The 21,437-nt window shown below is 69.3% G+C and carries 21 protein-coding genes; 10 read left to right on the top strand and 11 right to left on the bottom strand.

Going from position 1 to position 21,437, the window contains the following annotated elements:
* Positions 1 to 135: 135 nt before the first annotated feature.
* Positions 136 to 978: a hypothetical protein gene (locus tag ACFC09_RS04470; protein WP_376523888.1), complete on the top strand. Its 843-nt coding sequence runs from the start codon at positions 136 to 138 to the stop codon at positions 976 to 978.
* A 65-nt stretch (positions 979 to 1,043) separates the two neighbouring features.
* Here ACFC09_RS04470 and ACFC09_RS04465 read toward each other — a convergent pair whose 3' ends face one another.
* Positions 1,044 to 1,673, bottom strand: coding sequence for an ATP-binding protein (locus ACFC09_RS04465; RefSeq protein ID WP_376523887.1), 630 nt, complete (start codon positions 1,671 to 1,673; stop codon positions 1,044 to 1,046).
* A gap of 216 nt (positions 1,674 to 1,889) precedes the next feature.
* On the opposite strand from ACFC09_RS04465, the gene ACFC09_RS04460 reads away from it, so the two are divergent.
* The 5 genes from ACFC09_RS04460 to ACFC09_RS04440 all read left to right on the top strand — a co-directional run bounded on the left by ACFC09_RS04460 (position 1,890) and on the right by ACFC09_RS04440 (position 4,994).
* Entirely contained in the window at positions 1,890 to 2,735 is an 846-nt protein-coding gene (locus tag ACFC09_RS04460) for a helix-turn-helix domain-containing protein (RefSeq protein WP_376523885.1), read from the top strand.
* On the top strand, positions 2,736 to 2,948 hold the full coding sequence (locus ACFC09_RS04455) for a DUF397 domain-containing protein (RefSeq protein WP_376523884.1): 213 nt from the start codon (positions 2,736 to 2,738) through the stop codon (positions 2,946 to 2,948). It abuts the gene before it with no gap.
* A gap of 169 nt (positions 2,949 to 3,117) precedes the next feature.
* Positions 3,118 to 3,660 carry an MOSC domain-containing protein gene (locus tag ACFC09_RS04450; RefSeq protein WP_376523882.1) on the top strand — a complete coding sequence of 181 codons (543 nt, stop codon included), beginning with the start codon at positions 3,118 to 3,120 and terminating at the stop codon, positions 3,658 to 3,660.
* A 163-nt stretch (positions 3,661 to 3,823) separates the two neighbouring features.
* Positions 3,824 to 4,504, top strand: coding sequence for a hypothetical protein (locus ACFC09_RS04445; protein ID WP_376523881.1), 681 nt, complete (start codon positions 3,824 to 3,826; stop codon positions 4,502 to 4,504).
* The gene (locus tag ACFC09_RS04440) at positions 4,497 to 4,994 is read left to right on the top strand and encodes a hypothetical protein (protein WP_376523879.1); all 498 of its coding nucleotides are present in this window, start codon (positions 4,497 to 4,499) and stop codon (positions 4,992 to 4,994) included. Before ACFC09_RS04445 ends, ACFC09_RS04440 begins: the two co-directional genes overlap by 8 nt.
* Here the strand turns inward: ACFC09_RS04440 and ACFC09_RS04435 are convergent.
* From ACFC09_RS04435 to ACFC09_RS04425, 3 genes are read right to left on the bottom strand one after another with little or no spacing between them, the layout of a single operon-like run.
* Positions 4,984 to 6,465: a hypothetical protein gene (locus ACFC09_RS04435; RefSeq protein WP_376523878.1), complete on the bottom strand. Its 1,482-nt coding sequence runs from the start codon at positions 6,463 to 6,465 to the stop codon at positions 4,984 to 4,986. The two genes, ACFC09_RS04440 and ACFC09_RS04435, sit on opposite strands and share 11 nt — an antisense overlap.
* Positions 6,466 to 6,470: 5 nt before the next feature.
* On the bottom strand, positions 6,471 to 7,178 hold the full coding sequence (locus ACFC09_RS04430; protein WP_376523876.1) for a hypothetical protein: 708 nt from the start codon (positions 7,176 to 7,178) through the stop codon (positions 6,471 to 6,473).
* Positions 7,168 to 7,485, bottom strand: coding sequence for a hypothetical protein (locus ACFC09_RS04425; protein ID WP_376523875.1), 318 nt, complete (start codon positions 7,483 to 7,485; stop codon positions 7,168 to 7,170). Before ACFC09_RS04425 ends, ACFC09_RS04430 begins: the two co-directional genes overlap by 11 nt.
* Positions 7,486 to 7,777: 292 nt before the next feature.
* Between ACFC09_RS04425 and ACFC09_RS04420 the strand changes: the two genes are divergently transcribed.
* Positions 7,778 to 8,080, top strand: a complete 303-nt coding sequence (locus tag ACFC09_RS04420) for a hypothetical protein (RefSeq protein ID WP_376523873.1) — start codon at positions 7,778 to 7,780, stop codon at positions 8,078 to 8,080.
* Positions 8,081 to 8,320: 240 nt separating this feature from the next.
* Here ACFC09_RS04420 and ACFC09_RS04415 read toward each other — a convergent pair whose 3' ends face one another.
* Positions 8,321 to 9,421 carry a GlxA family transcriptional regulator gene (locus ACFC09_RS04415; protein ID WP_376523872.1) on the bottom strand — a complete coding sequence of 367 codons (1,101 nt, stop codon included), beginning with the start codon at positions 9,419 to 9,421 and terminating at the stop codon, positions 8,321 to 8,323.
* Between the two features lie 170 nt (positions 9,422 to 9,591).
* Between ACFC09_RS04415 and ACFC09_RS04410 the strand changes: the two genes are divergently transcribed.
* Positions 9,592 to 10,041: a hypothetical protein gene (locus tag ACFC09_RS04410; RefSeq protein ID WP_376523871.1), complete on the top strand. Its 450-nt coding sequence runs from the start codon at positions 9,592 to 9,594 to the stop codon at positions 10,039 to 10,041.
* 42 nt (positions 10,042 to 10,083) lie between these two features.
* Here ACFC09_RS04410 and ACFC09_RS04405 read toward each other — a convergent pair whose 3' ends face one another.
* Both ACFC09_RS04405 and ACFC09_RS04400 read right to left on the bottom strand, forming a co-directional pair.
* Positions 10,084 to 11,538, bottom strand: coding sequence for an MFS transporter (locus ACFC09_RS04405; RefSeq protein ID WP_376523869.1), 1,455 nt, complete (start codon positions 11,536 to 11,538; stop codon positions 10,084 to 10,086).
* Between the two features lie 228 nt (positions 11,539 to 11,766).
* Positions 11,767 to 13,029, bottom strand: coding sequence for a DUF445 domain-containing protein (locus tag ACFC09_RS04400; protein ID WP_376524108.1), 1,263 nt, complete (start codon positions 13,027 to 13,029; stop codon positions 11,767 to 11,769).
* 729 nt (positions 13,030 to 13,758) lie between these two features.
* Here ACFC09_RS04400 and ACFC09_RS04395 point away from each other — a divergent pair.
* Complete coding sequence (locus ACFC09_RS04395; RefSeq protein ID WP_376523867.1) at positions 13,759 to 15,096, top strand: SGNH/GDSL hydrolase family protein; 1,338 nt, start codon at positions 13,759 to 13,761, stop codon at positions 15,094 to 15,096.
* A 142-nt stretch (positions 15,097 to 15,238) separates the two neighbouring features.
* Here ACFC09_RS04395 and ACFC09_RS04390 read toward each other — a convergent pair whose 3' ends face one another.
* The 4 genes from ACFC09_RS04390 to ACFC09_RS04375 all read right to left on the bottom strand — a co-directional run bounded on the left by ACFC09_RS04390 (position 15,239) and on the right by ACFC09_RS04375 (position 18,768).
* The gene (locus tag ACFC09_RS04390; RefSeq protein ID WP_376523866.1) at positions 15,239 to 16,051 is read right to left on the bottom strand and encodes a DUF1707 domain-containing protein; all 813 of its coding nucleotides are present in this window, start codon (positions 16,049 to 16,051) and stop codon (positions 15,239 to 15,241) included.
* A 109-nt stretch (positions 16,052 to 16,160) separates the two neighbouring features.
* Positions 16,161 to 17,150, bottom strand: coding sequence for an ATP-binding cassette domain-containing protein (locus ACFC09_RS04385; RefSeq protein WP_376523864.1), 990 nt, complete (start codon positions 17,148 to 17,150; stop codon positions 16,161 to 16,163).
* 3 nt (positions 17,151 to 17,153) lie between these two features.
* Complete coding sequence (locus ACFC09_RS04380; RefSeq protein WP_376524107.1) at positions 17,154 to 17,918, bottom strand: ABC transporter permease; 765 nt, start codon at positions 17,916 to 17,918, stop codon at positions 17,154 to 17,156.
* A 49-nt stretch (positions 17,919 to 17,967) separates the two neighbouring features.
* A complete protein-coding gene (locus ACFC09_RS04375; protein WP_376524106.1) occupies positions 17,968 to 18,768 on the bottom strand; it encodes an ABC transporter permease in 801 nt (266 codons plus the stop codon).
* Between the two features lie 204 nt (positions 18,769 to 18,972).
* Here ACFC09_RS04375 and ACFC09_RS04370 point away from each other — a divergent pair, with 204 nt between their 5' ends.
* Positions 18,973 to 21,435, top strand: a complete 2,463-nt coding sequence (locus tag ACFC09_RS04370; RefSeq protein ID WP_376523863.1) for a transglycosylase domain-containing protein — start codon at positions 18,973 to 18,975, stop codon at positions 21,433 to 21,435.
* Positions 21,436 to 21,437 lie beyond the last annotated feature (2 nt).

The raw sequence follows: 21,437 nt of genomic DNA, 5'->3' as shown, positions 1-21,437 counted from the left end.
AAGAAGCGCATGTCATCTGGAGGAACGGGCCGGGCGCGGGTGGGCGGGTGGCTGGAGAAAGAACTCCCGGACGACGGCCAACTCCCACGAAAACGGGCGCTCGCACTAGCCCTCCGACCCTTGTTCTGCCTGGCAATGGCGGACGATTCGACCAAATCGACCGATAGGCCACCTGCCCAGGCAAAGGTAGGGAGAAAGTTAAATATCAACACAAGTTCACTGTCGCGCTTCGCGAGCCTCGACCCAAGGGTGCCCAAACCCGACTTTATCGAAGATCTGTACAAGGCGGCCTGTGTAGGCGCCGCCGCCAGCGGCCGGAACGTGGGCATTAGCCTTGAGGACCTGCAAGCTCTCCGGGTCAAGGCGGAAGCGGAGAGGCGGGGTACCTGTCAGCGCTGCGCGGAGCTGGGCAGGGAAATCGATTCACTCACCAAGCAGCTCAACACTCCCTGCCCGTCTTGTACGGCCTACCAGCAGGAACAAGCTGCCCACCAGCAAGAACGCGAAGAGACCGCGGCCCAGTTGGCCTCTTCCAAGGAACAGGTAGCCGCCATGCGGGCGGCCCTACGCGAGCTGAAGACTTCTGAAGCCGGCCTGCGAGAACGTCTGGCTGCGGCCCAGGCATCCAGAGCTCCGCTGCCGGTCCCCCTTCGACGGAGGGACCGGCAGCGGAGCGCGAAAGAACGGGCCGTCGCGCGGCAACTGGCAGAGCAGGCGACCGAGCTGGACAACGCCGGAAAGGAGGAGATGGCGCTCAACATTCTTCAGCGTGGCACTGCAGAGTTGCTGAGCACGTCGGAGACCGCGCTGGTCATGATGGAGCTTCGGCAGCATGCGCACGATCACCTAGCCGACAACCTCATCCATGTCTATGGTCGAGACCATGGAGACCGACAGGTCATGGAGGTTGCGCTGGAGCTACACGCGGAGGGGGCGGTAGCTGACGCCGGCGCCATACTGCACGCGGCCCTGAAGTAACCGGCCGGCGGCGCAGCTGCCCCACCCGAGACGGTGGCAACCACCGAGAACAGCATGCCTATCTGTCAGGCCGCACCCACTCCATCCTCGTAATACATCTGGGCCCGATAGAGAACGTCGACCGGTTCATGGCCGTGAGCAGCGGTCCAGTGAAGTAGGTCCGCGATCAGTTCGATCGCTGACTCTTCGAGGGCCGCCTCGTGCCCGCTTCGAGTCAGAGCTGCGCTCGCGCCCTGGTAGTTCTCAAGCACCTCGGCAGCCCGCACAAGACGTCGGCACGTGCCTGTGCTGTCCACTTCGATCTCGCACCAGACCGCCTTGCCGGCGGCGGTGAGGGCCGTGCCCCAGTCGGCAGCCAGTGCGGCGAGGAGATGCAGGCCCCGGCCGCACTCCTCGTCGCAGTTCGCCGACCTGAGGATCGGAAGCACGCGGTTCCCGTCGTGCATCTCCAGCCGTAGCCGCCCGCCGCCCCATTCGAGGACCAAGGCCGCCGATACGCCCTCACCCACATGCTTGAGGACGTTGGTCGCAAGTTCGGTGACCAGAAGTTCGGCCTCGTCAGTGGCCATGGACGTACTCCACCGGCCCAACTGCTTGACGGCCGCTCTCCGCAGCATGGGCACTCCCGCCGGCGTCGCCTCGAAGGGCAGGACATGGCGGAGCCGGGGTGGTTCGGTGACTTCGCGGTCGGTCATGACCGCTCCTCCCTCCCGAGCCACGCACGTGCTGCGCCTGCCGTATCCGTACGACTGCACTGCGTAGCGGTCTGTGATCGAGCATGGCACAGAGAAATCTCTCCATGTAACTTCTCACGAGAATCCATCGAGTGAATCTGATGGTGGCTCCGCCCTCGCCCTGCCTAGCCTGAGTGGGGTTTCCGGGGCGTCCCCGGCGCTCGACGAAGGAGCCGAATGTCTGTACGCACCACAACTCGCCGCCGTCAACTGGGTGCCATGATGCGCAAGTTGCGCGCACGCACGGGGCTGACGCTCGAAGAGGCCGGAAACCTCGTCGGTATCTCAAAGGCCACCGTCAGCCGGTACGAAACTCAGGCGGGGCCGGTCAAGTGGATCGTCGTCGACGCGTTGTGCCGCGAGTACGGGGCCACCGAGGCCGAGCGCCGAGCCGTTGTCGCGCTTGCGAAGGACGCCAAACAGCAAGGCTGGTGGAGTTCCTTCGCCGACTCCATCCCCGAAAGCATGAACCTCCTGCTCACCCTTGAAGACGAAGCGGTACGCGAGAGCCACTTCTGCTGCGTCTACGTCCCAGGACTACTACAGACACGGGCTTACAGCACTGCGGTACAGCGGGCTAACGAAGTCCCACTGGAGCAGACCGAGGTCGAGCGACTGGTCGACATCCGGATGAAGCGGCAGGAAATCCTCACCCGCCCGCAGCCACCGCGGCTGTGGGCGATCCTTGATGAGTCCGTGATCCGCCGCGCTGTCGGGTCTCCACAGACCATGAAGGAGCAACTCGATCGGCTGCTCTCGGCGAACGAGGCTCCGCACATCACGCTCCAGGTGCTGCCCTTCGCAAAGGGCGCCCATGCCGCGGCGCTAGGGAGTTTCGTCATCATCGGCGGGCCGGAGCCGGCACTCGACGTGGTCTACGTCGACTTCCATACGGGCTCTTTGTTCCTGGAGAAGGACGAGGAACTGGATCGGTACAGACTTGCGTTCGAGTACCTCCAGGCACAAGCGTTGGACATGGAAGCTTCCTCTGCCATGATCCATCGCGCCCTCAAGGAGTTGTGAATGCCCGCCGCGCCTCAGCCCGTCCCCGCGCTCAGGTGGTTCAAGTCGTCGTACAGCGGCGGCAACGCAACCGAGTGCGTAGAGGCCGCCTTCGTCTCGACCGGCGTTCTCATACGCGATTCGAAGGCCGCGGACGGCCCCTTGCTCGATCTTCCTGATCCGGTTTGGCGCGCGTTCACTTGGGCCCTGCGGGGGCGTGAGCTGGACTGCTGAAGTCCAAGACCCCACGGCTCGCGCTGAGGTCAAGACCCTGCGCGGGCCTCTGGTGCGAAACTCGATCGCCACATCGTGGAAGACCAGCCCAAGCTCTGAGCGGTCCGCCCTTCGGTTCCTGGGAGCGGCAGGCCACTATAGGGCCTTGATGCGAACAGGGGGGTTCCATATGCAGGGCATCGTGGCGGCCGTCAGCAGCAACGTCGACTACTCGTTCACCAAACCCAACCGGGGCAGCATCACCCTTCTCGCCGGGCTCGGTGTCGAAGGGGATGTGCATTCCGGGGTGACCGTCAAGCATCGGTCGCGCGTCGCGCAGGACCCCACGCAGCCGAATCTGCGGCAAGTGCACCTGATACACGAGGAACTGTTCACGGAGGTCGGCGAGGCCGGCTTCCGGGTGGGGTCCGGGGAGTTGGGGGAGAACATCACCACCCGCGGACTCGACCTGCTGAGGCTGCCCGTGGGGACCCTGCTGCGGATCGGGGCCGAGGCCGTGGTCGAGGTGACCGGGCTGCGCAATCCCTGTGTGCAGATCGACGACTTCCGCAGCGGGCTGCTGAAGCAGGTCGTCGGGCGGGACACGGACGGGAACCTCGTGCGCAAGGCCGGGATCATGAGCGTCGTGAAGGAGGGCGGCCGGGTACGGCCGGGCGACACCATCCAGGTAGAACTGCCGGAGGGGCCGCATCGGCCGTTGGACCGGGTTTGAGGCAGCCGGACTGCCGGACTGGCGACGCCTCAGAGACACCTCCCGAGTCGGGATCCACACTGATAGCGTCGGGCGCCGGGGTTCCCGACGAGGTCCGCACAGCCTTTGTTGGCGGATCTCCGGAGGAAAGGCGCAGATTTCCGTACGGGGAGGAACGCACCAGATGACCGACCGTGCACCCGAAGCCGCACTCGCCGACCCGGCGACACTGCGCGCGTGGAAACGTGCGCGGCGACGGGCCACCGCGGCGACGGTGTTCTGGGTGCTGTCGCTGCCCGGCTTCTTCGTCCTGGCGACGATCGGCTGGGAGTCGTTCGTGGGCGATTCGCTTCCTGTGTACGCGGTGATCATTCTCGTCCTCGTCTCGGTTGTCGGGATCGCCGTATCGGACGTCCGCCGAGTGCAGCTCAAGAAGATGCGGGGCATCCTGGCCACCTATCCTTGGCTCGATCACCCTCCACTGAAGGCAGTTGTTCCCGCGGACCTCGACTATCTGAAAGTCCCCCATCCCGATGAGCCGGGCAGGAGTGTCAGCGTCGTGGTCCGACGATACGGACTCTCAGGCAAGCGCTGGCGTAAAGCAATGACGAACGCCAGAAGTCAGGGATTCAAGTTCGCCGGCGATCCACGATTCGGGGCTGTGATCGCACTTGACGGACCAGGAGAACTGGGTTTCGCGCGGCCGACACATGTGCTCAACCCGAGTAAGGGAACCCGGCCTGTCGGCGTAAGTGAGGGAGCCTGGGAACGCGCCCAGGCAGCCGGTGTCTCCGGAGAATCACCATTCACCGAAGAAGAGCAAAGCCAACTGAACACGGCTCGGAAGCGGGGTTCCCGTGCCTGAGTTCATCTTCACCCCGCTCGCCGACCAGGAGCAGATCGATGACGGTCTCTTTCTGGGACACCTTGATGTCACGGGTAATTCAGGCACTGCCACCACGCGAAGCCCCCGGCACCCGGACGGCGGAATGGGGATCATCCTCTTCCCGGCCCTGGTGGACCTGCTCGATGGCGTGGGACGTCTGCTTCGGCAGAGGCGCGGCAGATTTACCTGCTCCGACCTGGGACTGCCGCTCACAATCAAGCTGAAGGGCCAGGTCATGTCGGTCAGGCGTCGCCTGACGGTGATCGACGAGTCGTCGCCGCAGGCCGTCGCCGACGCGGTGTGGATCGCGGCGCAGCAACTTTCGGATGACCTCCTGGCACGTGTCACGGCACCAACTGAATACACGGAGATCGGGAAAGGCGGAGCTGCCGAGTACATCGACTACCGGATTCAGCTGCCGAGGGCCATGTCGGCGTTCCAGGACGCACGCAAGTCGATCACTGACTGAACGCCGCCTTGGCCGGCAGGATGCCGGGTTTATAGCCTCCGCCGCCACCAGCGCCACTCAAACCGTCCAGAATGACGCCGTTCGTATCGAAGTTCGCGCCGAAGAACACCGAATTCACGGTGGCCCGGGTCACGCTCTTCACGAAGCCTTCGGTACCGCCGATGACGCTCCGGCCCATCGAGGTCTTCCCGGCGAAGGTCATGGCCATCTGCTGATACTGCCGGCGCGTCAGACTGCTGAAGCCGCTGTCGTTGATGATTTTGGGCAGCTTGCTGAATCCCTTGCCCACCAAGGGGGTCACGCCGGCCCCGATCACATTACCGACGAGATTTCCCAGCGCGTTCTTCTTCAGCTCGCTCCAACCGCCGTTGAGGCCGTCCTTCAGCGTGGTCTTGAGTTCCCCCGTGGCGAACGCGTAGCCGACCTTACGGAATCCCTTGAGGTCCTCACCCATACGCCATACCTTGATGAGCTTGCTGAATACGAGCTCCGCCTTCCGTACCCTGAGCGCCATCCGGAAACCGCCCACCAGTTTGCTGGCCTTCGCCAGCATCGCCACCCGGCCGACCACGGGAATGCAGTCCAACACCGCGAAGACGAGATCTCCCCAGCCGGCCTTTCCCTGTGCGAACTTGGCAATCGTGTCGGCGAGGACGACCAGCGCGGCGGCCACGATGACGATCACAAGCCACGGAGCTGCCACAAAGAGTGCCACAATACCCGCAACCGCCACCACAACCTTACAGACCGTGACAAAACCGTCCCAGTGATCCGCCACCCAGTCGCCGACCTCCTCGTACCACTTCTTGTTGTGGATCCCGGCATCGGACGCCTCTTGAATGTCCCTGACGAGCTTGTCGGCAGCCTTGTCCTGATCCCTGCCGGCGTCCTCCGCCTTTGTCTTCAACTCCGCCAACTGGGCGTACAGGTTGTCGACCTGGCTCTGCACCGCCTGCTGGTGCTCGTTCGCGTACCTGGCGTCGCGTGCCGCCTTGCGGACCTTCTCCGGGTCCGGCGCGGGCACTTGGCCGCCGACCGGGTTTTCCAGCCCGTCCTGCGCGGACTTGGCATGGTCGGCCGCGGTGGTGGCGCCGGCCAGCTGTGTCCGCGCCCGGGAGAGGTCACCGCGCAGCGTCCGGGCTCGGGCAAGCGCGTGGTCGGCGGTCGTCTGGGTGTGCTCCAGCTTCCCGGCGTAGGTCAGCAGGGCGTCGGCGACCATGTCGTACGAGTCGTACAGCTTCTGGAGTTGGCCGGGCAGCTTACCGATCTGTTCCTTGAACTCGTCGATGGCCTTGCCGGCCACGTCCTGGAGGACGGAGTCCTTCGAGGCGGTGCGCAGGCCCGTGAGCACCGTGGAGACGTCCGTGACGAAGGTCTTGTACCGCCGGCCCTGGAGTTCGACCTCGTGCGGATCGCCGGGAGTCGGGTCGTCGTGCAGATCGAGGTTGTGCCAGTCGGTGGGGCGGGCCATCGGGTTCAGCTCTCCGTGTCGAGGTCGGCGCGGTATACGAAGCGGAACGTACTGGTGATGAGATCGAAAAGCTCCAACATCGGTTGGAGCAGGGAGAGTTGCGGCGTGCTGGCGCTGATGACCGCGACCTTCGGATCGGCACCGGGGAAGGGCACGAGGGTCTGCATCATCACCACGCGATAGCTGCGGTTGTCGTCGGGGATGTCGATGTCCTCGATGCCTTCGGTGCGCGCGGCATCTCCTGCCTCGGGCAGGGCCACTACGCGCACACGGCGCCACGGGTCCGTGGGCCGACGGCCGGGAGCGATCGGGGTCAGCACTCCCATGAGGGTGTCGAGGCCGGTGGGAACGGTCACGCCCGTGGTCTCGTGCACGGCCGTGGTCACGCTGACCGTGACGCTCGCCACCATGGGCTCGCCGTCGACGATCTCGCACATGGAGCCGGAGTAGACGACATTGCCTCGCCTGGCCTCGCGTGCCGCCCTCTTCAGGGTTCCGACCAGCTCGGCCTGGTGCTCCGCCAGCTCCGGCCTCTGCTTGACCCGCTCCGCCACCGCCTCACGGATCGAACGGTTCACCGTGGCGGGATGGACATCGAACTCGTACCAGGTGCTGGGAACCTGGATGTTGACGCCGATGACGTCCCCTGCGGCCGCCCCGGCGAAGGGATCCTGTGTGAGCGGCTTTTCGGTGAGGGGATCCTCAGTTTCCACTCCGCCCCTCCTTCTTGTGTTCACGGAGGGCTTTTCTCAGCTCGTCGTCGAGCTTGGTCATCTTGTCGACGATCTCCTGTGCCGACTTGGCCACGTTGTCGAGGCCGGCATCGATCTCCTCGCGTCCGTCCTTCCAACCGTCCATGAACGCTTCCATGGCGTCGAACGCCGAGCTCGATCCCAACTCGCCGTCGCCCAGCTTGCGGTCGACGTGGCGGGTGTCGTCCATGCGTTTCTTGATCGACCGCAACCTGCCCGCCAGTGTGTCGAGCCCGGCCAGACTCAGGACAAGATCGCCCTTGGACATCGTCGTTCCCCCAAACAACCCGGAATCAGCGGTGGTGGTACGGGTCGCTTTCGCAATTCGGCTGTCAAAGGCTACGACCCTCGTGAGCGCCAAGACCGCCGGCGACTTTGTTGCAGCAGACACGTTACAAGCGGTCGCCATGTACCCGGAGATCTGGGAACCGTCCGGCCCGGGGACTGCGCGAACGGACCCGAATCACGGCAGCCGAGGATCCACCCCCCGGCTGTCGGCCTGCCCAGCACCGGTTGTGGCGCCGGAGTTAGTCTCTGAATCAACCGCAAAGGAGGCAGACATGGCCAAGGTTCCCAGTTCGGTGATTGCCGCGGGTGGGCTCGTCGGAGGATACGGCGTTGCCCGTTGGACGAAGAAGCGGCAGCTCGGTGGGGCCGTGCTGGCCGTCGCGGGGGCCGCTGCCGCGCAGCAGTGGCACAGGGCGGCCGGGGCGAAGGCCGCGGGGGCGCTCGGCGCCGCCTATGTCGCCGCCTTCGCCGGGTCGCATCCGCTGGCGAAGAAGGTCGGCGCCTGGCCGTCCGTGTTCGGGGTCGCGGGGGCTGTCGCCCTCGCCTCCTGGGCCGTCGCCGACCGGCGGGCCTGAGCAGTACATGACCTGTGCAGCACATGCCCCGAGCAGTGCTTGGCCCGAGCAGTACGTGGTCTGAGGAGTACGTGGTCTGAGGAGTGCGGGTCGGGTTCTGAGCGTTACGGGCGCTGAGCAGTACGTGGCCTGGGTAGTACGGGTCGGGTCTTGAGCAGCACGGCCCCTGAGCAGTGCGGGTCCCGCGTGATGCCGGGCTCCGTACGGAGGTGAGTCGGTGCGGTGCCGTCCGGCAGTCCGTCAGCTCGCTCCGGAGCCGACCGGCGCTCGGACATCGGCTGCCCTCTCACCACCGGCACCGGCAGCACCGGCACCGGCACCGGCACCGGCACCGGCACCGGCACCAGCAGCAGCGGCACCAGCGACCGGACCCGGGCCCGGATCCGTCCCGGTCGTTCCGCTCGTCCGGAACGCCCTCCGGTATGACTGAGGGCTCGTCCCCACCACCCTTCTGAAGCGTTCGCGGAAGGCCGTCGGGGAGCCGAAGCCCGCCTGTAGCGCGATGCGTTCCACCGGGTGTGCCGTCGTCTCCAGCAGGTACTGGGCACGCCGTACCCGCGCCCGGTGCAGCCACTGGAGCGGCGTCGTGCCCGTCTGCTCGCGGAAGCGGCGGTTCAGGGTGCGGGTGCTCATGCCCGCCCTGGCGGCGATGTCCTCCAGGGTGAAGTCCTGGTCGCAGTGGTCCTCCAGCCACTCCAGGAGCGGTTCGAGGGTGGCGCCGGCGGGGGCCGGAGGCAGGTCGTGGACGATGAACTGGGCCTGGCCGCCCTCCCGTTCGAGCGGCATGACGGACAGGCGGGCCGCGTGCGCGGCGACCGCGGAACCGTGGTCCTTGCGGATCAGGTGCAGGCACATGTCCATCGCGGCCGCGGCGCCCGCCGAGGTGAGGAACTGGCCGTTGTCGACGTACAGGACGTTCGGGTCGACGGTGATGCCCGGGTACATCGCGGCCAGGTGGTGGGCCGCGACCCAGTGCGTCGTCGCGCGCAGGCCGTCCAGCAGGCCCGTCGCCGCGAGGACGAACGCGCCGGCGCAGACCGACGCGATGCGTGTGCCGTTCGCCGCCGCCGCGCGCAGCGCGTCCACCACCTCGGGCGGCGGCGGAACCGTCGGGTCCGCGACGCCGGGAACGATGATGGTGTCGGCCTCCGCGAGCGCTTCGAGGCCGTAGGGCGCCCGCACCGTGAACGCGCCCGCGCTCACCTCCGCCGCCGGGGAGCAGACCCGTACCCGGTAGGCCGCGCGGCCGTCCGGCAGCCGGGCGAAGCCGAAGGTGTCGATCGGTGCGGAGAAGTCGAAGGGGATGACCTGGTCCAGGACGAGTACGGCCACGGTGTGCATGGCAGGAACGTAGCGCACGCCGGGTTGTCGCCAAGCGGATGGGATGAGGAGGGAGGGCAGTGAAGGACAGTGGAGGGCAGAAGGGCCAGGCAGGGAGGTTGGCGAGAATCTGTTCAGCTGTGGCATTACTGCCTCTTCTGCGGCTTCGGCCGTCCGTCTAGCGTCCTGCCGTGACCAAGTTCCTGCTCGCCGTCCACGTGCTCGCCGCCATCGTCGCCATCGGTCCCGTCACCGTCGCCGCCAGCATGTTCCCGCCCGCCGCGCGCCGGGCCCTCGCCGCCCCGGACGACCCGCGGGCGACCGGGACCGTCGCGGTGCTGCACCGTATCTGCCAGGTGTACGGCCTCGTCGGCGTCGTCGTGCCCGTGTTCGGGTTCGCCACCGCGAGCGCCATGGGGGTGCTCGGCAGCGCCTGGCTGATCGCGTCGATCGTGCTGACCGTGCTCGCCGCCGTCGTCCTGATCGCGTTGGTGCTGCCCCGGCAGGATGCGCTGGTGGCGGGCTCCGGTACGGCGGAGACGACCGTGCGGCTCGCCATGTTCACCGGGATGTTCAACGTCCTGTGGGCGGTCGTGACCGTCCTGATGATCGTCCGGCCGGGGTCGACCACCGGCGCGTGAGCCGACTGGCCATGATCTCCCCGGGGAGCGGGGCGCGGGCGGTCAGTCCGCCGCCGTCAGGGGGCGCGCGATGTCCTCCAGGGCGCGCCGCTGCGCCGGTACCGCCAGGGCCGCCGCGACCAGCCCGGCCGCGCACATCAGGGCCGCGCCGACCTGGAAGGCGATGACCGTGTCGCCGACCCGGCCGGTGCCGGTGAGTTCGGCGAACAGCAGTGGGCCGCTGATCCCGCCGGCGGCGGTGCCGAGGGCGTAGAAGAAGGCGATGGCCATCGCCCGGGTCTCCATCGGGAAGATCTCGGAGACGGTCAGATAGGCGCTGGAGGCACCCGCCGACGCGAAGAACAGCACCGCGCACCAGCATGCCGTCAGGGTGAGGGCGCTCAGCGTGCCCCGGCCAAACAGCCAGGCCGTGCCGAACAGCAGCACTCCGGAGAGCAGATACGTCGAGGAGATCATCACCCGGCGGCCCACGGTGTCGAAGAGTTTGCCGAGCAGCAGCGGGCCGAGGAAGTTGCCGACCGCGATGACGGCGAAGTAGTACCCGGTGTCACCGGTGGGGACCGCGAAGAACGTGGTCAGGATCGTGCCGAAGCCGAAGGTGATCGCGTTGTAGAGGAACGCCTGGCCGATGAAGAGGGCGAAGCCGAGGACCGCGCGTCTGCGGTAGTCGTGGCAGATGGTGCGGGCGACCTCCCGGAAGGTGATGCCGCTGCGCTGGTGGATGACCAGTTCGCCGCGCGGCCGGGGCAGCGGCTCGCCCCGCTGCGCGGTGATCCGCCGCTCGACGGCGGCGACGGTCCGTTCCGCCTCCTGTTCCCGGCCGTGGATCAGCAGCCAGCGGGGACTTTCGGGGACGTGCCGTCGTACGAGGAGGATGACCAGGGCGAGTACGGCGCCCAGCGCGAAGGTCAGCCGCCAGCCGACGTCGGCGGGCAGGATGTCGGTGTTCAGCGCGACGATCGACAGCAGCGAACCGCCGACGGCGCCCAGCCAGAAACTGCCGTTGACGAGCAGGTCGACCCGGCCGCGGTAGTAGGCCGGGATCAGCTCGTCGATCGCCGAGTTGATGGCCGCGTACTCGCCGCCGATGCCGAAGCCGGTCAGGAACCGGAAGAGGAAGAACCACCAGGAGGAGAAGGAGACTGCGGTCAGCGCGGTGGCGGCCAGGTAGACCCCGAGGGTGATCATGAAGAGTTTCCGGCGGCCGTGGCTGTCGGTCAGCCGGCCCCAGAACAGGGCGCCGGAGCAGGCACCGGCCACGTACAGGGCGGCGGCCACACCGGTGACCTCGCCGGAGGTGATCGCCAGCCCGCTGCCGGGTTCGGACAGCCGGCTCGCGATGTTGCCGACGATCGTCACCTCCAGGCCGTCCAGGATCCAGACGGTGCCCAGGCCGATCACGATCGTCCAGTGCCAGCGCGACCAGGGCAGACGGTCCAGCCTGGCGGGTACGGCGGTGGTGACGGTCCGGCCTGCGGCGGCCTCGGCAGCGGTCATGGGCACGGGCTCCCTCGTCGTCGCGGTGCCGCGACGACGGCACGCCGCGACACCGGGACAACGAGTAACGTCCCGATCCGTCGCCGCCTCCGGATCCCCGTGCCCCGGCGCGCCGTCGAAGGACTCGGGCGGCCTGGGTGGCCCGGGTGAGTTCCCCGCCGTCGCCCGGCGCCGGCGCCGGCGCCCGACGCCGCCGGCCGGTGCCGCCGGCCGGTGCCGCCGCCCCGGCTACGCGCCGAGCGCCCGCGACAACGTGTAGATCAACAAGCCGGCCAGGGAACCCACCACTGTGCCGTTGATCCGGATGAACTGCAGGTCGCGGCCGATGTGGGCCTCGATCTTGCGGGTCGTGTGCTCGGCGTCCCAGCCGGCCACGGTGTCGGTGATCAGGGAGGTGATCTCCTTGCGGTACGTCGACACGACGTGCACGGCCGCGTCCTCGACCCAGCTGTCGACCTTCTCCTGGATGTTCGGCTCGGTGGCCATGCGGGCGCCCAGGGACAGCAGCGAGGCACGGACGCGCAGCCGCAGCTCGCTGCGCTCGTCCTCGGCCGCCGAGACGATCATGGATCGTACGGCCGTCCAGGCGGAGGCGATCAGGTCCTGGACCTCGCCGCGGCCCAGCACCTCCCCCTTCATCCGCTCCACGCGCGCCCGGGTGTCCGTGTCGGATTGCAGGTCGGAGGCGAAGTCGCCGAGGAAGCGGTCGAGCGCCCCGCGCGCGGGGTGGGAGGGCATGTCCCGCATCTCGGTGACGAAGCGCAGCAGTTCCTTGTAGACCCGTTCGCCGACCTTCTTGTCGACGAAGCGCGGGGTCCAGCCGGGGGCACCGCCCTGGACGGCGTCCATGACCTGCTCGTCGTGGAGGACGAGCCAGTCGTGCGCCCGGCCGACGATCAGGTCCACGAACCGCTTGTGGCCGCCGTCCGCGACGATCTTCTCCAGCATCTTGCCCATGCCGGGGGCGATCTCCTGGGCGTCGGCACGGCGCGTGACGGCCTCGCCGACCACCGCCTGGACATCGGAGTCCCGCAGTACGGTCAGGGCGCCCCGCAGGGCCGTCGCCAGCTCGGCGGTCACCCGGTCCGCGTGGTCGGGCTCGGCCAGCCAGGCGCCGAGTCTGCTGCCGATGCCGACGCTGCGCAGCCGCTGCCGTACGACGTCCCCGGAGAGGAAGTTCTCGCCGACGAACTCGCCGAGCGAGACGCCGAGCTGGTCCTTCTTGGTCGGGATGATCGCGGTGTGCGGGATGGGCAGGCCCAGGGGATGGCGGAAGAGGGCGGTGACCGCGAACCAGTCGGCGAGCGCGCCGACCATGCCGGCCTCGGCCGCCGCGGCGACATAGCCCGCCCAAGGGCCCGCGCCCGCGTTCCCCGCCCATCTCGCGAGGACGTACACCACGGCCACGAGCAGGAGGAGACTGGTCGCCGTGAGCTTCATGCGCCGCACGCCGCGCTGCCGCTCGGCGTCGGCCGGGGTGAACGAGGTCATGGCGCGGTAGGTGCGCGACGCGGCGGACTCGGGCGCCACCTTGCCCGTCGTCCTTCCCGCCGCGGTCCCCGTCTCCGCCCGGCCCGCCGCGGTCCCCGTCTCCACCCGGCCCGACGCGGTCCCCGTCTCCACCGCGGTCCGCGACTTCGCCATGCTCGCCGCGGTCCCCGGCTCCGCCGTACCTGCCGCCCCGTCTGCCGTCCCCGCGTCCGTCTCCCCCGCGCCCGCCGCCGTGGCGTCCGCCGCAGCCGCCGGGTCAGGGGCAGACATGGCAGACGCGGCAGACGCGGCAGACGGAAGCGCCGGGTCCGCCGCTCGCGCCCGGTCGGGCCGCCCGGCGTCGTCCGCCGCACGCACCGGTTCGGAATTCCCGACGTCCTCCGCCGCACGCACCCTGTCGGACCTCCCTACGTCCTCCGCCGCGCGCGCCCGGTCAGCCGTACGTGCCTGCTCAGACGTACCGGTTTGGTCCGGTGTGCGCGCCGCGGTACCTTCTTGCGCGCCGTCCTCCGTGCCGTCCATTCGCTCCACCCGTTCGGCTCCACCCGTTCGGCGATCCCGCACACATTGTCCCTTCCTGACCGACTCCTGGAACGGAACAAGAGTTCCCGTCGTCCGTCTGCGCGGGGGTTTGGACAGGGCCCTGTCAGATCACCCCGGTCCATGACACATCATGGGCTCATCGGATCGGAGCCCAGGGCTCCCCTCGCCGAGGAGAACACCACAAGCATGACCAGGCGTTCTGGACACGTCCTGCTCAGTGCGGTCGTCGCGCTGGTCGTGGGGCTGTCCGCCGCCCTCTGGGCCGGCATCGCCGCGGACGACGGCCTGCCCCGTGCGGCCGTGGCCTCGCACCGTCCGTACCACGGCCCCACGGCCGCCGCCCCCGCCTCCGCGGGCACCTGGGTGGCCACCTGGTCCGCCGCGCCGGCGGGCGCCGAGCCGGGTACGGAGATACTGGGCATGGCGGGCCGTTCGGTGCGCAACGTGGTGCACACCGGCGTCAGCGGCGGCAGCGCCCGCATCACCCTGTCCAACCTGTACGGCCGGTCGGCGCTGATCCTCACGCACGCGTCCATCGCGGTCGCGGCCGCCGACGGCAGCGCGACCGCCGCGGCCGGGACGATGCGGCAGCTCACCTTCGGCGGCGGCACCGGTGTGGTGATCCCGCCGGGCGGGCAGGTGCTGAGCGACGCCGTACGGCTGGCCGTCCCGCGCGACACGGACATCCTGGTCACCACGTACTCCCCCAGCGCGTCGGGCCCGGTCACCTGCCATCCGCAGGCGCGGCAGCTCTCCTACCTCGCGCAGGGCGACCACACCGAGGACTCGACGGCCGCCCCCTACACCGAGCGGACCTCGGTCTGGCGCTATCTGACGGCCGTGGACGTGCTGAGCAACGAGGCCGACGGCACGGTCGTCGTCCTCGGCGACTCGCTCACCGACGGGGTCACCGCCACCGAGAGCGCCGATCACCGCTGGACGGACTTCCTCGGGCGGCGGCTGCGCGAGGCCGTCGAGAACGGCGGCGACGTGCCCCGCTACAGCGTCGTCAACGAGGGCATCAGCGGGAACCAGGTGCTGGCGGACGGGTTCGGCCGGCCCGCCGACAACCAGAGCGGGCTCGACCGCTTCGAACGGGACGTCCTCGACCGTACGAACGTCAAGATCGTCGTCATCGACCTGGGGGTCAACGACATCCTCCGCAACCCGCGGCTCGCCGACCCCGGCAAGATCGTCGACGGGCTCCGCGCGCTGGTCGGCCGGGCCCACGCCCGCGGCCTCAAGGTCGTCGGCGCGACCCTGATGCCCTTCGCCGGCCACCGGGGGTCGACCCCCGCCCGTGAACTGGTCCGCCAGGAGATCAACGCCCGGATCCGGGCGGGCGGGGTCTTCGACGCGGTGGTCGACTTCGACGCGGCGCTGCGGGACCCGGCAGACCCGAGCCGGCTCCGCCCCGAGTACGACTCGGGCGACCATCTGCACCCCGACGACCGGGGCTACCGGGCGATGGCCGAGGTCTTCGACCTGCGGGACCTCAAGGGTGCGGGCCGGGCGGCGTTGTAGCCGACCGGGCACGGCGACGGGGGCGGGCACAGCGACGGCCGGGGCGGGCACAGCCACAGCCACAGCCACAGCCACAGCCGCCGCAGCCGGGGCAGGCACACAGCGGCGGCGGGGGCGGGCACAGCCGCCGGAAACCCGGCCTTCAGTTCTCCCCGCGGCGGCGCCGCTCCCGGTCGTCCCGGTCGTCCCGGTCGTCCCGGTGGTCCCGGTCGTAGCGGTCGTAGTGGTGGCCGAAACCGCCGTGCCCGCCGTGCCCACCCTCCGACAGCTCGCGCCGCTCCGCGCGCCGGTCCAGCCGCTGCTGCCGGCGCTCCTCCTTCAGCCGCTGCCGCTCCGCGCGGGTGACCTTGCGCTCCACGCCGACACCACCCCAGAAGGCGAAGCCGGTCACGATCACCCGCGGGCCGCCGGGGTCACCGAGCACGCCCTCCTCCCGGTGGTCGAAGCCGCCCATGATGCCGATCCCGCGGACCACGACCTCCACCCCGGGCGGAACCACGACCTGCATACCGCCCATGATCGCGATGCAGTTGATCACGACCTCGCGGTCCGCGAAGTCCGCCTCCCGCAGGTCGATCTCGCCGCCGCCCCAGAAGGCGAAGCTGTTGAAGCGGCGCGGCACGGTCCAGCGCCCCTTGCGCTGGAACCCGGACATCACGGCGACCGCCCAGGACGAGGAGCCCTCGCCACCGACGATCCGGCCCGTCCAACTCCCGTTCGGTGCGGGCTCCTTGCGCATGGAGACCGCGGGCGGCGGCGCCACCGTGCCGCTCGCGGGCAGGTCCTTGGTGATCGGGGCCAGCTCCCCGTACGTACGCGCCTTGTAGGCGGCGTCGAGCCGTTCGCCGAACTCCTCCATGTCGAGCCGCCCTTCCGCGAGGGCGTCCCGCAGGATCTCGGCGACCCGCTCACGATCGGCGTCGGAGGCGCGCAACTCCGGGGCTTCGTCGGTCATACCGAGCAGCCTACGAGTTCCCCCGGGTCCAGTGCTACGAGACGACCGTGCCCACGAGACGGCTGTGCGGCCCCGGGCCCGACGAGCCGACCGGGGCCGGGAACGGTGGCTACGGCACCGCTCCCCGCGCCTCCCCCCGCGTCTCCCCGGCGTACATCCGGGCGATCACCTGCTCGATGTCCGGTTCCCGCACCGACAGGTCCGCCAGCGGGTAGGCCGCGGCGATCCGCGCCACCAGCGGCGCCGCCGACGCGGACGCCGGGAAGGCCAGCCACTGCCGCGGCCCCTCCACCTTGGTCACCCGCGCCCCGAGCACCTCGATCGGCGGGACCTCCCGTTCCAGGTCCACCACCAGGGTCCGCTCGCCCTGAGCCACCTCGTGCAGTCCGGTGAGCGGGCCGTCGTAGACCAGCCGCCCGTGGTCGATGACCATCACCCGGGAGCACAGCTGCTCGATGTCCTGGAGATCGTGCGTGGTCAGCAGCACGGTCGTGCCCCGGTCGGCGTTGAGCGAACGCAGGAATGCACGCACCTTGGCCTTGGAGACGACGTCGAGGCCGATCGTCGGTTCGTCGAGGTAGAGCACCTCGGGGTCGTGCAGCAGCGCCGCCGCGATGTCGCCGCGCATCCGCTGGCCGAGCGAGAGCTGGCGCACCGGTACGTCCAACAGGTCGGCCAGTTCCAGGAGTTCGACGCAGCGGTCGAGGTTCTCGCGGTAACGCCGGTCGGGGATGCGGTACATCCGGTGCACCAGCCGGTAGGAGTCGATCAGCGGCAGGTCCCACCACAGCGTCGTACGCTGCCCGAACACCACCCCGATGCGCTGCGCGAGCCGCCTGCGCTCGCGGGCGGGTTCGATGCCGGCCACCCGCAGCCGCCCGCCGCTCGGCGTCAGGATGCCGGTGAGCATCTTGATCGTGGTCGACTTTCCGGCGCCGTTCGGGCCGATGTAGCCGACCATCTCGCCGCGCGCCACCGTGAAGGAGATCGAGTCGACCGCCCGCACCTGACGCCGCTCCCGCCGCAGGAAACCCGCCTTCCTGCGGACGTCGAAGACCTTCTCCACGCCGTCCAGCTCGATGAAGTCGCCGTCCGTCACGCGCTAACTCCCTGTACTCCGGTAGGAACGAAGCGCCGCCCGCCACGCGAGACCGGCCAGCGCACAGCAGACCACCGCCACCAGCGGCGACGCGAACGCGGTCCACCCCGGCAGGCCGAGCGGATACGGCCGGCCCAGCAGCCGGCTCGCCGGCACCCAGTTGACGAAGGCCAGCGGCAGCATGAACGTCACCCCGCGCACGAAGTCCTTCCCGAACACGCTCGGCGGGTACTGCAACAGCGTGGTACCGCCGTAGGTGAACGCGTTCTGCACCTCGGCCGCGTCCCCCGCCAGGAACTGGAAGGCGCCGCCCGCCACGAACACCGCGCAGAAAATGGCCGCACCGCTGACCAGCATCACCGGCACCAGCAGCACCTTCCCCACGCTCCAGTCGACGTGCACGGCGGCCAGCGCGTACCCCAGCACCAACGCGCCCTGGACGACCCGGCCCAGCCGACGCGGCGCGAAGCGGTCCGCGCCGACCTGGGCGAGCACCGGAGCGGGCCGCACCAGCAAGGTGTCGACGGAACCGTCACGGATCCGGGCGCCCAGCGCGTCCATCGAGCCGAGCACCAGATCCGCCACGCCGAACGCCGTCGCGGACAGCCCGTACAGGAGCGCGACCTCCGGCAGCGACCAGCCGCCCAACGTGTCGACCTGCGAGAACATCAGCAGGATCGTGACGACGTCCAGCCCGGTCACCACCAGGTTGCCGGCCATCGTCAGGGCGAAGGACGCACGGTAGGCCATCGTGGACCGGATCCACATCCCGGCGATCAGCCCATAGGCCCGCAGCCCGTCCAGGGCACGACTGTGCTCACCCACCCTGCACCACCACCCGCCGCGTCGCCGCCGACTGCATCAGCCGCCCCGCCGCCAGCAGGGCCACCGCCCACGCCGCCTGGAACGCGTAGGCGCCCAGCGGATCGGCCTCCCCCATCAGCACGTCCGCCGGCATCTGCAACTGCGCCGCCCACGGCAGGGCCCGGACCACGTCACCGAACGCGCCCGGGAAGACATTGAGCGGCAGCGTCATCCCGCTGCAGAAGACTCCCGTGACCATCAGGACCTGCGACACCCCCATGCCGTCCAGGAACCAGAACACGCTCAGCGCCGCGAGGTAGCGGATGCCGAAGCTGACGACCATCGCCAGCACGAGGGCGACCAGGAAGGCCGCCCAGGAAGTGACGTCGCGCGGCAGCGCCATCGGGAAGAACAGCGCCCCGAAGGCGAACGGGATCACGCCCCGTCCCAGCAACTGGAACAGCGACCGCCCCAAGTCGCCCGCCAGCCACCAGAGTTGCAGATCCGCCGGCCGGTACAGGTCGATGGCGATCGCACCCGTGCGGATCCGCTCCATCAGTTCCCGCTCGACGCCGCCGCCCTGGAGCGCGAGCGTCGCGTACAGGCACTGCCCGAGCCACACATAGGTCACGGCCTGTGTCTGGTCGTATCCGCCCAGGTGAGGTCGCTCGTCCCACAGGGCCAGGTAGGTGTACACGAGGATGATCCCGAAACAGGTGTTGGTGAACACCCCGGCCGCGGTCGCCACCCGATACGTCGCGTATCGTCGGAAACCGCCCGCTGCGACGGCCGCATACAACCGTCCCGCGCCCACTCCCACCGACCTCCCGGACCGACCGACACCGAACGCAGGAGCCTAGTGGGCGGGCGATGTGGCGGACCACGCATTTTTCCCTGCGGAAGCGCGCCGGAATCCGGGAACGGAACGCCGGGTGCGAGAGTCTTCAACAGGGGGCGCAGAAGGCGTTACGAGGGCGTACGGGAACGTACGACGCGAAAACAGGAGTCCGTGCACGAGATGAGCGACGAGCCACAGCCGCAGCAGCCGACCGACGGCTTGGCACCGGGAGAACCACAGGGGGCACCCGAAGCGGGGGGCAAGAGGCCCAGGCGCACCGGCTGGCGCCGCCTCCTGCCGACCTGGCGCATGGTGCTCGGCACGTCCGTCATCGGCGTCCTGCTGCTCGTCGGCCTGTTCTTCCTCGGCTACTCCCTGGTGAAGATCCCCCCGGCGAACGCCCTCGCCATCAAACAGAGCAACGTCTTCCTCTACGCCGACGGCAGCCAACTGGCCCGCGACGGCGAGGTCAACCGGGAGAACGCCACCCTCGCCCAGATCTCCAAGGACGCCCAGCACGCCGTACTCGCCGCCGAGGACCGCGACTTCTACAGCGAGTCCGCCATCGACCCGAAAGCGATGCTCCGGGCCGGCTGGAACACCGCCACCGGCAAGGGCAAGCAGTCCGGCTCGACGATCACCCAGCAGTACGTGAAGAACTACTACCTGGCGCAGGAGCAGACCGTCACCCGCAAGGTGAAGGAGTTCTTCATCGCGATCAAACTCGACCGCACGCAGTCCAAGGACCAGATCCTGGAGGGCTACCTCAACACCAGCTACTTCGGCCGCAACGCCTACGGCATCCAGGCCGCCGCGCAGGCGTACTACGGCGTGGACGCCAAGGACCTCGACCCGGCCCGCGCCGCCTACCTCGCCGCGCTGGTCAACGCGCCCAGCGAGTACGACGTCATCGCCCACCCCGAGAACAGGGCCAAGGCCCTGGACCGCTGGAACTACGTCCTGGACGGCATGGTCAAGAAGGGCTGGCTCAGCCGGTCGGACCGGACCGGCCTGAAGTTCCCGATGCCGAAGGAACAGACGACGTCCACCGGGCTGTCCGGACAACGCGGCTACCTCGTCGAGGCGGTCAAGCACTACCTCACCACGAACGACATCGTCAGCGCCGACGAACTGGCCGCGGGCGGCTACCGCATCACCACCACCCTGGAGAAGGACAAACAGAACGCCCTCGTCAAAGCGGTCGACGACCAGCTGATGTCCAAGCTGGACAAGAAGAACCGCAAGGTCGACACCTACGTCCGCGCGGGCGGCGCCTCCGTCGACCCGAAGACCGGCAAGGTCGTCGCGATGTACGGCGGCATCGACTACGTCAAGCAGTACACCAACGGCGCCACCCGCGGTGACTTCCAGGTCGGCTCCACCTTCAAGCCGTTCGTGTTCACCTCGGCGGTGGAGAACGGCTCGTCCACCCAGAACGGCCAGCCCATCACCCCGAACACCTACTACGACGGCACCGACAAACGCCCCGTCCAGGGCTGGAGCGGCGGCACCTACGCCCCCGAGAACGAGGACAACGTCTCCTACGGCGACATCACCGTGCGCACCGCCACCGACAAGTCCGTCAACGCGGTGTACGCGCAGATGGCCGTCGACGTCGGCCCGGCCAAGGTCAAACAGACCGCGATCGACCTCGGCATCCCCTCCGACACCACCGACCTCCAGCCCTACCCGTCCATCGCGCTCGGCACGGCCAACGCCAGCGTGCTGGACATGGCCGAGGCGTACGCCACCCTCGCCAACCACGGCGAACGCCCCGCCTTCACCCTGGTCGCCAAGATCACCAAGAACGGCACCGAGAACGTCCAGCTGCCCGACGAACGGACCAAGCAGGCCGTCAGCCGCGAGGCCGCCGACACGACCACGTCGATCCTGCGCAGCGTCGTCGACAACGGCACCGCGACCGCAGCCAAGGCCGCCGGCCGCCCCGCCGCGGGCAAGACCGGCACCGCCGAGAACGACACCGCCGCCTGGTTCGCCGGCTTCACCCCCGACCTCTCCACGGTCGTCGCCGTCATGGGCCAGGACCCGGTGACGGCCAAGCACATGCCGCTCTACGGCGCGCTCGGCCTCGCACGCATCAACGGCGGCGGCCCGTCCGCCGAGATCTGGGCCCAATACACCCGCGACGCCCTCCAGGGCGAGCAGGCCGCCGCCTTCCACCTCCAACTGGAACCGGGCGCCGACCGCACCCTGCCGCCCAGCGCCCCCTCCTCGTCCCAGCCCGGCACCGGCGACCCGAGCAACGGCAGCACCACCGGCACGCCCGGCACCACCGGCACCGGCGGCAACGGCGACCAGGGCCGGACGCAGGGCCAGACCACCTCCGGCCAGGACACCGGCGGCACCGGCACGCCCGGCGGGGGCACCGGCACCGGCGGCACCGACGCCGGAACCGGCACGGGCGGCACCGGAGGCACCGCGACCGGCGGGGGCACCGACGCCGGGACCGGCACCGGTGGCACGGGCAGCACAGGCACCTCGGACGGCGCCGGATCGGGCGGCGGCACCCCCGGCGGTACGGCCGACGGCGGCACCGCGTCCGGCGGCGGCACCGGCGACCCGGGCGGCTCGGGCACGACCGGCACGGTGGGACCGATGTCCGCGTTCACCAGGAGGCAGTGACC

Origin of the sequence: Streptomyces sp. NPDC056161, assembly GCF_042268025.1 — a bacterium.
Lineage (GTDB): Bacteria > Actinomycetota > Actinomycetes > Streptomycetales > Streptomycetaceae > Streptomyces.
This window is presented reverse-complemented; position numbering and strand designations above follow the sequence as displayed.